Consider the following 12807-nt stretch of genomic DNA (forward strand, 5'->3'; position numbering starts at 1 on the left):
CGGGCCCCGCCGGCCGCGGTGACGTCACGCGGTCGGCGGGCGGGCGCTGCTGCGGTGCTCAGGCGGCGATTTCGCCGGCCTGGAGCCGCCAGAGGGATGCGTAGAGTCCGTGCTGGGCGAGGAGTTCGTCGTGGGTTCCCTGCTCGGCCACGACGCCGCCCTTGTCCATGACGTAGATCCGGTCGGCGTGGCGGACGGTGGAGAGCCGGTGGGCGATCACGACCATGGTCCGCTCGGCGGCGAACCTCCGGAGCGTGCGCTGGATGGCGGCCTCGGTCTCGTTGTCCACGGCGGAGGTGGCCTCGTCGAGGATCACGACGGGCGCGTCCTTGAGGATCGCCCGCGCCAGGGCGATCCGCTGCCGCTGGCCGCCCGAGAGCGCGGCGCCGCGTTCGCCGATCACCGTGTCGTAGCCGTCCGGCAGCGTCGCGACGAAGGCGTGCGCCTCGGCCATCGTGGCCGCCTTGACCACGGACTCGTCCGAGGCCCCGAAGCTGCCGTAGCGGATGTTGTCGGCGATGCTGCCGTCGAAGAGGAACGGGTCCTGGGCGACGAACCCGACCGCGTCCCGCAGGTCCCGGCGCGGCAGGTCGCGCACGTCGCGCCCGTCGAGCAGCACGGCACCGGACTCCGTGTCCTGGAAGCGCATCAGCAGCTTGGCGACGGTCGTCTTGCCGGAGCCGGTGGCGCCGACGAGCGCGGTGACCTGGCCCGCGGGAATGGTCAGTGAGAGGTCCTCCAGCACCGGCGGGCGGCCGGGGTAGGCGAAGGTCACGTCGTCGAGGACGATCTCGCCCCGCACCTTCTCGGTGTCGAGCGGTCCGCCGGTGCCTTCGGTCTCGACGGGCAGGGCCCGCAGGTGGTGGACCCGGTCGTAGGCGGCCAGCGTGCGCTGGTACTGGTCGACGATGCCGCCGAGCCGGTTCATCCGCAGCAGCACCATCTGGGGCAGCCCGATCAGGGGGCTGAACACCTCGAACGGCAGGCTGCCGTTGAGCACCGACCGGCCGCCGATCAGCAGGGTGCCGGCCATCGAGCCGGTCGTGCAGACCCTGACGGTCTCGGCGTGGCGGATCGTGCTCCGGTCGGTCTGCTCGTTGCTCTCCTGGGCCGCCGCGCTCAGCCGGTCGATGCGCTCGGCCTCGTAGTCCTCGGTGCAGAAGCTCTTGACGGTGGCGCCGGCCTCCAGCGTGTTCACCAGCTGGCTGTGCAGCCTGGCCCGGTGCTCACCGGAGACGGCGTAGTCGGCCGTGACCTTGTCCTGGTACCGGAGCGACAGCCAGGCGATGACCGGGATGGGCAGGAAGGCGATCCAGGCGATCTGCGGTGCCAGCAGGAGGAACAGCGGCACCAGGATGGCCAGGCTGGTGCCCAGCTGCAGCACGTCGTTGGCCGAGGTGGCGAAGAAGGTGCCCAGCTGGCGGACGTCGTCGGTGAGCACCCCGGCGATCCGGGTGGTCCGCTCGCCTTCCAGGTGCCGCAGTTCGAGGTGCTGCACGTGCTCGTACGTGCGGCCCCGCCAGTCGTGCTCGATGTCCTGGCCGAGCTGACGCCACTGGAGGTTCGAGGAGTAGGAGAGGCCCGCGACGGCGGCACAGGCGATGGTCACCAGCCCTGCCAGGCCCCAGAGTTGGGCGGACGCGGTGGTCAGGCCGAAACGGACCAGCGGCGCGGCCTCGCCCTTGATGAGCACCAGTGCGGTCCAGCCGAGGAAGGTGCCGAGCGCCATCTCCGAGATCTGGCAGGCGACCGAGAGCGCGGAGGCGCGGTAGAGGCGGCGACGGTGCGGTCCGACGATCTCCAGCAGGGGGTGTCGCCCGGGGGCCCCGGACAGGTCCCTGGTCGCGTCGGCCGTTCGGCGCCAGGCCTTTCGGACGACGGCCGCGGTCGCCGCCGCGACGCCGCCCAGCGCGACCAGCTGCCTGCTCAGCGCCGATCCGCGGATCAGCGCGACGCCGGCCGCCACGCACCCTCCGACGGCGAGCACGGGGCGCACGACGACGCCGCGATCCACCCGCGCGGCCGGTTCGGCGCCGGGCCGGTTCGGCGCCCGGCGTCCCGCGCCGGCCGGGCCCTCCGCAACCAGGGTGACGGCTCTGCGGACGATCCGGCCGACGTCCGTGGCACTCACCCGCGCGTCGTGCCGGACGAGGACCCCGCCGGTGACCGGGCTGGCCTGCGCCTCGCGGATCCCGGGGACGCGCCGCAGGGCCGCGGCGAGGACTTCGGCCATCCGGGGCCGCCCGAGGACCAGCTTGACGTCCCAGCGCTGCCGGCCCGGAATGACCGAGCGCGGGCGCACGTCCACATCCACGGAGCGGTATCCGGCTGCGGCACCCAGCAGAGAGGGCATGTGTACGATCACCTGTTTGCGGAGGTCGCGAGAAAACCGTCACGGGCACGACGGAATTGCCGCGACAGGGGCGGGAATTCTTGAGGGGATATTGCTGCTACCGACAGGCCCGCAGCCGACCGCCGCGCGGGAGCCTTGTTCCGAGATTGATCGGAACATGCGCTCACACGGCGGCCGGGGTCGCCGGGCGGGCCGTCAGTGCGCCTTGCCGACGCCGGCGGTCGCGCGGATCTTCGGGCTCCTTGCCTCGTGTTCGGACCGGTCGGCGGCCTCGCTCTTCTCGCCGTGCGGGACGGCGACCTCGGCGGCGCGCCGGCCGTCACCCGAGGGGGCCTCGCCGTCACCGGCGGAGACCTGCGCCGCCACGACCTCGGCGGCCACCTCGGCCGCGAGGTCGTGGATGTTCTCTCCGGCCTCGTGGGCCGCCTTCTTGACCTCCAGGGCGAGGCCGACGGAGGTCTTGACGACGCCTCGCACCAGCGGCTTGAGGAGACGCTTGGCCAGTGGCGCGACGATGAGGCCGACCAGGAAGGGCGGTACTAGGGGCGGCATGATGCTCCATCCTCTCTACGCGGACGTATGACAGGGACCCCGGGCAACTGCGGACGCACCGGAGCACCGCACGACTGGGCGGACGGAAGCACCCGACTCCGGAATTCGACGTTCCCCGCCGGATTTCCCGCCGGGATGAATTCCGCACTCGAGGGACCAACCGCCCGCTCTCGCTTCACCGTAGTCGAGCCGGGTCCGTCGAAGCCAAACATTCCCACCCGGTTTCACTCATGCGAGTGCTCTCGATCTTTCTCTGTAGCTCGAATTGACGAACGCATGCCCACATGCCAATACGCTCATATGACTTTCCATTCATTGGGGCGTACCGAGTTCACGCGTCACCCGCCGCCGGAGGGCGGGAAACGGCAGCCCGCCACCGCCCAGGACCGCCTCGTGGAAGGCCCGCACCTCGAACCCGGCGCCCAGGCCGGCCTCAGCCCGCTCCCGCAGCCGGGCGAACTCCAGGTACCCCGCGCGGTAGGACAGCGCCTGCCCGGGCAGGTCCGTCGAGTACCGCAGCAGGTCCGAGGCGATCTGGGCGTCCGCCTCGGTGGAGTTGGCGCGCATGAAGTCCCGCGCCTGCCCCAGGTTCATGGTGCCGAGGTTGAGCCCGGTGTCGACGACGAGGCGCTGCGCGGTGAACCGCTCCTGCGTGAGGCGCCCGTACGCGTCCCACGGGTCGTCGTAGAGGCCCATCTCCCAGCCGAGACCGGCCGCGTACTCGGCCCAGCCCTCGTTGAACGCGCCGAACTCGGCCACCTCACGGCGCAGCTGAGGCAGCGATCGGTCCTCCGCCTGGCGGGCCAGGTGGAAGTGGTGGCCCGGCGCCAGCTCGTGGTAGATCAGCGAGGCCGCGCCCAGCAGCGACCGCCGTTCCAGGCCCGCGCCGTTGTAGCGGTAGCGTCCGATCGGGTCGGCCGCCGTGGGCTGCTGGTAGTACCCGAAGGTCATCCCCGCCTCCAGCGCCCGGTCCAGCCGGGCCAACCCGTACGGGGCGGCCGGCAGCGCGGCGAACCACCGCGGCAGCGACGGGGCCAGCCGGTCGAGGTACCGGCGGTAGCGGGCCTCGACCTCCTCGGGCGACCGGGCGTACAGCCGGGGCTCGCTCCGCAGCCGCTCGTGGAACTCCTCCTCGGGGCCCGGGAATCCGAGGGCGGTGCGGACCTCCCCCATCCGCTCGGCCAGTTCACGGCACTGCTCGCGACCGAGTTCGTGCAGCCGCTCGGGCGGCGTGTCGCCCCCACTGTGAGTCTGGACGAACTCCCGGTACGCCTCCTCCCCGCCCGCGTACTGCGCCCAGCCGACGGACCGCGGCGCGTCGCGCAGGTAGGCCGGGTCGTCGAGGACGGCGAGCAGGCCGTCGAAGGCCGGTGCCAGCTCGACCTCCACCAGCCGATGCACCCCGTCGCGGAGCCGTCCGCGGTCGGCGCGGCCCAGTCCGCCGAGTCGGTCGTCGTCCACCTCCACCCGGCGCGCCACGGACGCCCGCAGGCCGACGACGGTGGCGCGTGCCCCGGCCAGGGCAGGGGCCGGCACCCGGAAACCGCGTACAGCCTGCTCCGCCGCCTTGTCGGCGATCGAGCCGACCACCCGGGCCAGCTCGTGCAGCAGCGACAAGTACCGCTCGACGTCCGGCCGTTCGGCGAAGCGGAACGGGCACAGGACCGCGTCGACGTACTGCGACAGCGGGAACAGCCGGTACGGCGTGGCCGCGGGCGTCAGCCAGTAGCAACGGTGGGACCGCAGCTCCTGCTCGGCCAACCCCGCGAGGAACGCGGCGGTGTCGGCGTCGACTCCGGACGACCCCACACCCTCGAGTGCCCGGACCCGCCCGAGCACACCCTCCGCGAACCGCGCCCGCTCCTCGGCCTCGGCGAGCGAAGCCCCGGGGAGCATCTCCACCGGGAGGCCCTGGCGCACCCTCAGCAGTGGATCGCGCTCCAGCAGGAACTCCCAGTAATCGTCGGCCAGTCGACCGAACTCCTCGCCCGACTCGCTCGTCCTCGTCCTCATGCGGCCAGTGTGGCGATGACCGGCCGCCCAGTCGCCCGGTCCGCGGAACCGCGGCCGTACTATCCCTCGAACGGGTGAGACGAACCCGATCGCCCGGGGCCGCGCGAACGGCTCCCGGACGCAGCCACAGGCGACTTTCGCTCTTCGAACAGACTTGCCACACACGTCAGTTGACTCGTCAGCGGGACAACTCGGTGGCACCATGGCGCCCATGCCCCGTCGCACCCTGCCGGCCGCCCGTGCGCTCGCCGCCACCGTCACGGCCGTCGCGGTGGCCGGCTGCGGGGGCACCGCCCGGTCCTCGACGAGCACTCCGCTCGTCGAGCACGGGACCGTCCGGATCGCCGCGGCCAGTGAGACGCCGAGCTTCGACCCGTACTCGACCTTCGGCGCCGCCCAGGCCCGCTACGCCTACGACTCGCTGGTCAACCTCGCCCCCGACGGCACCGTGGTCTCCGGTCTGGCCTCCTCCTGGCAGGCCACCACCACCACGGCCACCTTCACTCTCCGCCCCGGCATCACCTGCTCCGACGGCGCCCCCCTCACCGCCTCGGCGGTGGCCCGGGCGCTGACGTACGCGGGCGACCCGGCCAACCAGCTCGCCGGCGCCCAGACCGTCCTGCCCGACGTCCCCTTCACCGTGACCGCCGACGACCCGACCGGCACCGTGTCGGCCGGCACCGCCGCCCCCTTCCCCTTCCTCACCCGCACCCTCGGCCTGCTGCCGATCGTCTGCCCCGCCGGACTCGACCGACCCCAGTCACTCGACCGCGCCACCCACGGCACCGGCCCGTACGTCCTGAGCCGCTACTCCCCCGGCGGGCCGTACGAGTTCACCGTCCGCGAGGGCTACACCTGGGGCCCGGACGGCGCGACCACCGCGGCGCCCGGCCTGCCGGCCCGCCTCGTCATCTCGGTGGTGCCCCAGGCCTCCACCACCGCGAACCTGCTGCTCACCGGGGGCGTCGACATCGCGGACGTGAACGGGCCGGACCGCGCCCGGCTCACCGGCCACGGCCTGTCCACCACCGACGTGGCGACCGTCGTCGGAATGACCTTCTTCAACCAGCGCCCCGGCCGGCCGCTGGCCGACCCGGCCCTGCGCCGGGCCCTGGTGTCCGCGCTCGACCGCCAGGGCCTCGCCAACGTCGCCGTCGGCGGCACCGGCCGGCCCGCCACCGACTTCGGCGCCGAGGGCGCCGTCTGCCACGCCGACCTCGCGGCCGCGAACCTGCCGACGCAGGACGCCGCCGAGGCCCTGCGCGCGGCCGGCTGGAACCGTGGCCCGGACGGCCGGTTGACCAAGGACGGCAAGCCGCTCCGGCTGCGCCTGATCACCAGCCCGGACCTCGGACCGACCCTGCCGCCCGCCGCCGAGCTGATGGCCCGGACCTGGACGGCACTCGGCGCGGACGTCAAGCTGGTCACCGAGAGCCTGCCCGCGCTCGTCAACGCCATGTACCAGACCGGCGACTTCGACGTCGTGGTCGGCACCTCACCGGGCTTCGCCCTGCCGGTCGGCTTCGTCCCGTTCTTCTCCGGCCCCACCCCCGCCCAGGGCCTCAACTTCGCGGGCGTCGCCAACCCCGAGTACGACGCCCTGGTCGCCGAGGCCCTCCGGGAGCCGGACACCGAAGGCTGCGGCACCTGGAACCGGGCCGCCGCCGCCCTCTTCCGCTCGGTCGACGCCCTGCCGATCGCGGACGGCCGGAGCACCGTGTACGGCCGGAGCACCACCTTCGCCACCACCTTCGGCGGTCAGCTCGTCCCCACCAGCATCCGCCTCCACCAGTGACCGGGGGCCCACCGTGTCCTTGCCCCATCTGCTGCGGAATCCCTGGACGGCGTTCCTCGGCCGCCGCACGGCCCGGCTGCTCCTCTCCCTCGGGGTCGTGCTCACCGCGTCGTTCGCGATGATCCGTCTCGTCCCCGGCGACCCGGTCCGCGCCGCGCTCGGCGTCGACGCCGCTCCCGCCCTGGTGGCCGCGCGCCGACACCAACTCGGGCTCGACGCGCCGTTCCTGTCCCAGTACCGGGACTACCTGAGCGGCCTCGCGCACGGCGATCTCGGCACCTCGCTGGTCACCGGGACCCCGGTCGCCGAGCTGGTCCGCACCCGGCTGCCGGCCACCCTGGAGATCGCCGGCCTGGCCTTCCTCGTCACCCTCGCCGTCGCCCTGCCCTGCGGGCTGCTCGCCGCCGTCCGCACCCGCGACGGCCGCCACCCGCGCAGTGAGCTGGCGTTCACGGCACTGACCGCCGGGCTGGCCGGAGTGCCGGACTTCGTCCTGGCCGCCGGGCTCACCGCGTTCCTGGCCGTCGGCCTCCAGCTGTTCCCGGTGGCCGGCTCGGCAGGCGTCGAGTCCTTCGTCCTGCCGGTCCTCGCGCTCTCCCTCGCGCCCACGGCCGTCCTGGTGCGCATCGTCCGGGTGGAGGCGCTGAAGGTGCTGTCCGAGGACTACCTGCGCACCGCCCGGAGCAAACGGCTGTCCCCCGCCCGCCGCTACCTGCTGCACGCGGCGCCGAACATGGCGACCGCCGCGCTGACCGTCGCCGGGAGCCTGCTGCCCGCCTTGATCGCCGGCACGGTGCTGGTCGAGAAGGTGTTCGCCTGGCCCGGCATCGGCTCGGCGCTGGCACAGTCGGTGGTCACCCAGGACTACCCGGTGGTCCAGGCGATGGTGCTGATCCTGGGCACGACCGTACTGCTCGCCGGCCTCCTGGTCGACGTACTGCTGGCTCTGCTGGACCCGCGCTCGGCGATCAGGGAGAGCTGAGGATCCGATGTCCCTTCCCATCAGGTACCCGCGCTCGCCGATGGCCTGGGCCGCGGCGGCCATGCTGGCGTCCCTGGTCGTGCTCGCACTGGCCGGCCCGCTCCTCTGGGGCGCGGCGGCCGACCGGCCCGACCCCACCGCGGTGCTGCAAGGTCCGTCCGCAGCACACCCGTTCGGCACCGACAGCCTCGGACGGGACGTGCTCGACCGCGTCCTGACGGCCACCCGGCCCTCCCTGCTGCTCGCGCTGGCTGCGGTCCTGCTCGGTGCGACCGGGGGCATCCTCCTCGGCGCGTCCACCGCCGTCGTCGGCCGCCGCACCCGCCGGCTGCTCGCCGGGCTGATCAATCTCCTGCTCGCCTTCCCCGCACTCCTGGTCGCGATGTTCCTCGCGGTCGTGTTCGGCGCGGGCGCCGGCGGGGCGATGCTCGCCCTCGCCGTCTCCAGCGTGCCCGGTTTCGCCCGGCTCGCCCAGACGCTCGCCGCCGCCGTCGCGGGCACCGACCACCTGGCCTCGGCCCGGGTCCTCGGTCTGCGCCGGCACCGGCTGCTGTGGCGGCACGTCCTGCCCAACATCGCCGAACCGCTGCTGCTGAGCACCACCACGGCCGCGGGCACGGCCCTCGTCGCGCTCGCCGGGCTGAGCTTCCTCGGCCTGGGCGTCCAACCGCCCGGCTACGACTGGGGGCAGCTGCTCAACCAGGGACTCGACCGCATCTACGCCGAGCCCCTGCCCGCCCTCGCACCCGGCCTGGCCGTCCTCTACGCGGCGGTGGCGTTCCAACTGCTCGGTGAGGTGCTGGCCGGCGGCGTCGCCCGGCGCAGCCCGGCACCCCGTACGCCCGCTGCGCCGGCCTCCACGAGCGGGCCCGCCGCGGCGGGTCTCGTACTCCAGGTCGAGGACCTCACCGTCGAACTCCCCACCCCGGACGGTGTGATCCGACCAGTGCGCGGCGTGAGCCTGTCCCTGCGGCCCGGTGAGATCGTCGGACTCGTCGGCGAGTCCGGCTCCGGCAAATCGCTCACCGCGCTCGCCGTCGCCGACCTGCTCCCGGACCGGGCCCGGATCTCCCGGCGGACCCACCGTCTGCTCGGCGCCGACCTCGCCGCCATGACGCCGAAGGAGCGCGAACGCCACCTCGCGACCGGCCTGGCGATGATCTTCCAGAACCCGGCCTCGGCGCTCAACCCGTCGCTGCGCATCGCCACCCAGCTCACCGAGACCGTCCGCACCCATCGCGGCGCGAGCCGCGCCCAGGCGTTGGCGGAGGCCTCCGACGCCCTGCGCCGGGTCGCCCTCCCTCCGGCCGTGCTGCGGGCACGCCCCCACCAGCTCTCCGGCGGCCAGCGCCAGCGGGTGATGATCGCCGCCGGGCTGATGGTGCGGCCCCGCTTGATCATCGCCGACGAGCCGACCACCGCACTCGACGTCACCGTGCAGCGGCAGATCACCCGGCTGCTGTCCGAGATCCGGCGGGACACCTCCGCCGCCGTCCTGTTCATCAGCCACGACGTCGCGCTGGTGGGCGAGTTCTGCGACCGCGTCCTGGTGATGTACGCGGGGACCATCGTCGAGAGCCTGCCCGCCGACCGACTCCCGACCGGCACCCGGCACCCCTACACCCGGGCCCTGGTCGCGTCGGTACCGGACCTCACCGCGGACCGCGACCGGCCGCTGCCGACAGTGGAGGGCGCCCTGCCCGAGCCGCTCGCTCCCGCCCCGGGCTGCCCGTTCGAGCCCCGCTGCCCGCGCCGCCGGGACCACTGCGCCGAGGAGGCCCCACCGCTGGAGGACCTCGACGCGGTCCACCGGGTGGCCTGCTGGTACCCGGTGGCGGCGGAGGTGTTCGCGTCATGACCGCCCTTCGGCTCACCGACCTCACCGTCCGCCACCACGGCCCGCGCGGCCCCGTCGCCGCCGTGGACGGGGTCTCGCTGGAGATCCCGCCCGGCACCACGCTCGGGCTCGTGGGCGAGTCCGGCTCCGGGAAGTCGAGCCTGGCCCGCGCGATCGTCGGCCTCACCCCCGTGCACGGGGGTCGGGTCCTGCTCGACGGCCGGGAAGTCCGGGCCCGCACCGTCGGCGACCGGCGCCGGCTCGGCCGCCTGGTCCAGATCGTCCTCCAGGACCCGGACACCGCGCTCGACCCCCGGATGACCGTCCGCCAGACCCTCGTCGAGGCCGCCACCGTCTTTCACCGGCTCGACCGGCCCGCCCGTGCCGAGCGCGTCGGTGATCTGCTCGAACTCGTCGGCCTGAACCCCCGGTTCGCGGACCGCCTGCCTCGACAGCTGTCCGGCGGCCAGCGCCAGCGGGTCGCCGTCGCCCGCGCCCTGGCCGTCGAGCCCGGACTGCTGATCGCCGACGAGATCACCTCGGCGCTCGACGTCTCGGTGCAGGCCTCCGTCCTCAACACGATCCGCGACCTCCAGCAACGGCTCGGCCTGTCCATGCTCTTCATCGGCCACAACCTGCCCGCGGTCTGCTACGTCTCCGACGCGGTGGCGGTCATGCGGCACGGTCGGATCGTCGAGACCGCCCCCACCGAGGCCCTGCTGCGCGACCCACGGCACCCCTACACCCGGACGCTGCTCGCCTCCGTGCCCAGCCTGCGCACCTCCCTGCCCGGTGAGAGGCCGTCATGACCACCGGCCGACCGGACGCGGTTGTCGTCGGGGCCGGGGTGATCGGCGCCGCCGTCGCCCTCGAACTCGCCCGCACCGGGCGGCAGGTGGTCGTCGTGGACAAGGCGGGCGCCGTCGGCCACGGCTCCACCAGCGCCTCCAGTGCGATCATCCGGTTCAACTACTCCACCTTCGACGGCGTGGCCACGGCCTGGGAGGCCCAGCACCTCTGGACGTCCTGGCCCGACCACCTGCGGCTCACCGGCCGCCGCCCGCTCGCGGCCTTCCACCGCACCGGCGCCGTGCTGCTCGACTCCCCCGCCGTCACACCGTCCGGGGTCACCGCCCTGTTCGACCGCGCGGGCGTCCGGTACGAACGGTGGGACGCCCCTACGCTGCGCCGGCGCCTCCCCGGGATCGACCCCGGGCGGTACTGGCCGCCGAAGCCGGTGGACGACGACGCCTTCTTCGACGCACCGACCGGCGAGCTCGGCGCCCTCGTCACCCCGGACGCCGGGTTCGTCGACGACCCGCAGCTCGCCGCCCAGAACCTCGCCGACGCGGCGGGTGAGCTGGGCGCGAGCTTCCTGTTCCACCACACCGTGGTGGCCGTCGACCGGCACGCGGACCGGGTGGCGGGCATCCGGCTGGCCGACGGAACGCGAATCGCCACGCCGGTCGTGGTCAACGCCGCCGGCCCGTGGTCGGGAGGCCTCAACCGGCTGTCCGGCGTCGGCAGCGACTTCACCATCGGCGTGCGCCCGTTGCGCGAGGAGGTCCACCAGGTCGTCGCACCGAGCGGCCACACCACCGGTCCCGGACTCGGCCCCGTCGTCGCCGACCTCGACCTCGGCACCTACCTGCGAGCGGCCTCCGGCGGCCACCTCCTGGTCGGCGGTACCGAGCCACCCTGCGACCTGCCGGAGTGGATCGACGACCCGGACGAAGCCGACCCCCGCCCCACCGCCCACCGCTTCCGCACCCAGGTCACCCGGGCAGCCCGCCGCTTCCCGGAGATCGGCGTCCCGAACCGGCCCCTCGGGGTCGCGGGCGTGTACGACGCCGCCGACGACTGGACCCCGATCTACGACCGCACCGCCCTCGACGGCTACTACGTCGCCATGGGCACGAGCGGCAACCAGTTCAAGAACGCCCCGCTGGTGGGCCGCTACCTCGCCACCCTGATCGACCTGGTCGAAGCCGGCCACGACCACGACGGCGACCCGGTCCGCTACCGCTGCGAGCACACCGGCAACGTCGTGGACCTGGGCGCCTTCTCCCGCCGGCGCCCGGCCCGGGCCGGCTCCGCCCGCACGGTCATGGGCTGAACGTGCGCAGCTCCCGCACCAGCTCCGCGACCACCCCCACCACGAACCCGGGCGCCTCGGTCGGGAAGTCATGGCCGGTGCCCGCCGGCGTGTACACCACCCGGGACGCGGTCGACGCCGCGAGGTAACGGGTCCGGGCCCCGAGGTAGAAGCGGCCGACCCGCTCGGCCTCGGCCGCGTCCCCGGCGGCGGCCAGCACCGCCTCGCCACCCGTGAGGTCGCGGGGTATGACCAGCACCAGCGGCAGGTCACCGAGGTCCCCGTCGTAGACCACGGTCTTCCAGCCCACCCCCGCCAGCCCGCCGGGCGAGAGCTCCGCGAAGATCGACGCGGCCGCGCAGTACTGGCCGGTCCGGCCGCCCCGGCCCCGGTGCACACCGAACAGGTGCCGCACCGCCGTCAGCAGGAACTCCCCGCGCATGCCCGCGACCAGCCGGTTGGGCGGCGCGAACGCGATGACCTCCAGGGGTGTCGGATCCAGCAGCACGAGCCCGGCCACCAGGTCCGGCCGCCGCCTGGCGGCATTCGCGACCAGCAGCCCGCCGAAAGAATGGCCGACGAACACGTACGGAGCCCGCTCCCCCGCCGCCTCCAGCGCAGCCACCAGCTCCTCCGCCTCGGCCGCCGTCGTCCTCGGGAAGGGCCCGACATCACTCCAGCCCGAGCCGAACCGGTCGACCAGCACCGAGCGGGTCCGGGCCGCCATCATCGCGTGCAGCCGCCCGAACTCCGCGCCCGGCGCATGCCCACCCGGCATCCAGACCACCGTCGGCCCGCCCCCGGCACCCCCCTCGGCGAGGACGTGCATCCGGTGACCGCCCACGTCGACCAGCGTCCCCGGCACCGGTCGCGCCCCCGACTCGCGGGCCACCAGCACCATGTGCCGCACGGCCCCCGTCAACAGCACCGCACCGACAGCCACCAGGACACCACCGAGCGCCACAACCCACGACCCCGCGTCCAGGCCGACGAGCCAGCCACCCGCGCCGACCACCGTCAACGCAACCGGCACGCCCAGCCAGTCCCGGCTCAGCAGGGCGAGCAGCGAGTTCACGACCCGTCCGTCCCAGCGCATCGATCCTCCGGCGTAGCACTCGAAACCTGCCGCCATCCGAACCTTTCCCCCATCCGCGCCTTCGAACGCAGGCTCACGGGTCAC

General features: G+C 73.9%; 9 protein-coding genes. 5 read left to right on the forward strand and 4 right to left on the reverse strand.

The genetic code is table 11. The features are described from left to right. Positions 1 to 58: 58 nt before the first annotated feature. From P3T27_RS16415 to P3T27_RS16425, 3 genes are all read right to left on the reverse strand, one after another. Positions 59 to 2353 carry an ABC transporter ATP-binding protein/permease gene (locus tag P3T27_RS16415; RefSeq protein ID WP_280678989.1) on the reverse strand — a complete coding sequence of 765 codons (2295 nt, stop codon included), beginning with the start codon at positions 2351 to 2353 and terminating at the stop codon, positions 59 to 61. Positions 2354 to 2548: 195 nt separating this feature from the next. Continuing rightward, complete coding sequence (locus tag P3T27_RS16420) at positions 2549 to 2905, reverse strand: DUF5132 domain-containing protein (RefSeq protein ID WP_280678991.1); 357 nt, start codon at positions 2903 to 2905, stop codon at positions 2549 to 2551. A 312-nt stretch (positions 2906 to 3217) separates the two neighbouring features. After that, entirely contained in the window at positions 3218 to 4918 is a 1701-nt protein-coding gene (locus tag P3T27_RS16425) for a DUF885 domain-containing protein (RefSeq protein ID WP_280678993.1), read from the reverse strand. A 211-nt stretch (positions 4919 to 5129) separates the two neighbouring features. On the opposite strand from P3T27_RS16425, the gene P3T27_RS16430 reads away from it, so the two are divergent. The 5 genes from P3T27_RS16430 to P3T27_RS16450 are packed head-to-tail and all read left to right on the forward strand — an operon-like array spanning position 5130 to position 11648. After that, the gene (locus tag P3T27_RS16430) at positions 5130 to 6713 is read left to right on the forward strand and encodes an ABC transporter substrate-binding protein (RefSeq protein WP_280678995.1); all 1584 of its coding nucleotides are present in this window, start codon (positions 5130 to 5132) and stop codon (positions 6711 to 6713) included. Positions 6714 to 6726: 13 nt separating this feature from the next. Further along, a complete protein-coding gene (locus P3T27_RS16435; protein WP_280678997.1) occupies positions 6727 to 7695 on the forward strand; it encodes an ABC transporter permease in 969 nt (322 codons plus the stop codon). Positions 7696 to 7702: 7 nt separating this feature from the next. Continuing rightward, positions 7703 to 9553 (forward strand): dipeptide/oligopeptide/nickel ABC transporter permease/ATP-binding protein, encoded by a 1851-nt coding sequence (locus tag P3T27_RS16440; protein ID WP_280678999.1) that lies wholly within the window; start codon positions 7703 to 7705, stop codon positions 9551 to 9553. After that, entirely contained in the window at positions 9550 to 10341 is a 792-nt protein-coding gene (locus tag P3T27_RS16445) for an ATP-binding cassette domain-containing protein (RefSeq protein ID WP_280679001.1), read from the forward strand. Before P3T27_RS16440 ends, P3T27_RS16445 begins: the two co-directional genes overlap by 4 nt. Next, positions 10338 to 11648, forward strand: a complete 1311-nt coding sequence (locus tag P3T27_RS16450) for an FAD-dependent oxidoreductase (RefSeq protein WP_280679003.1) — start codon at positions 10338 to 10340, stop codon at positions 11646 to 11648. The genes P3T27_RS16445 and P3T27_RS16450 overlap by 4 nt, the downstream gene beginning before the upstream one ends. Here the strand turns inward: P3T27_RS16450 and P3T27_RS16455 are convergent. Then, complete coding sequence (locus P3T27_RS16455) at positions 11638 to 12759, reverse strand: alpha/beta hydrolase (RefSeq protein ID WP_280679005.1); 1122 nt, start codon at positions 12757 to 12759, stop codon at positions 11638 to 11640. The genes P3T27_RS16450 and P3T27_RS16455 overlap by 11 nt on opposite strands. Positions 12760 to 12807 lie beyond the last annotated feature (48 nt).

The organism is Kitasatospora sp. MAA19 (assembly GCF_029894125.1).
Classification (GTDB): Bacteria; Actinomycetota; Actinomycetes; order Streptomycetales; family Streptomycetaceae; genus Kitasatospora.

What these genes read in the sequence shown, in the direction of transcription:
- P3T27_RS16415 (WP_280678989.1), bottom strand. Translation starts at nt 2,353, where the DNA reads ATGCCCTCTCTGCTGGGTGCCGCAGCCGGATACCGCTCCGTGGATGTG.
- P3T27_RS16420 (WP_280678991.1), bottom strand. Translation starts at nt 2,905, where the DNA reads ATGCCGCCCCTAGTACCGCCCTTCCTGGTCGGCCTCATCGTCGCGCCA.
- P3T27_RS16425 (WP_280678993.1), bottom strand. Translation starts at nt 4,918, where the DNA reads ATGAGGACGAGGACGAGCGAGTCGGGCGAGGAGTTCGGTCGACTGGCC.
- P3T27_RS16430 (WP_280678995.1), top strand. Translation starts at nt 5,130, where the DNA reads ATGCCCCGTCGCACCCTGCCGGCCGCCCGTGCGCTCGCCGCCACCGTC.
- P3T27_RS16440 (WP_280678999.1), top strand. Translation starts at nt 7,703, where the DNA reads ATGTCCCTTCCCATCAGGTACCCGCGCTCGCCGATGGCCTGGGCCGCG.
- P3T27_RS16445 (WP_280679001.1), top strand. Translation starts at nt 9,550, where the DNA reads ATGACCGCCCTTCGGCTCACCGACCTCACCGTCCGCCACCACGGCCCG.
- P3T27_RS16450 (WP_280679003.1), top strand. Translation starts at nt 10,338, where the DNA reads ATGACCACCGGCCGACCGGACGCGGTTGTCGTCGGGGCCGGGGTGATC.
- P3T27_RS16455 (WP_280679005.1), bottom strand. Translation starts at nt 12,759, where the DNA reads ATGGCGGCAGGTTTCGAGTGCTACGCCGGAGGATCGATGCGCTGGGAC.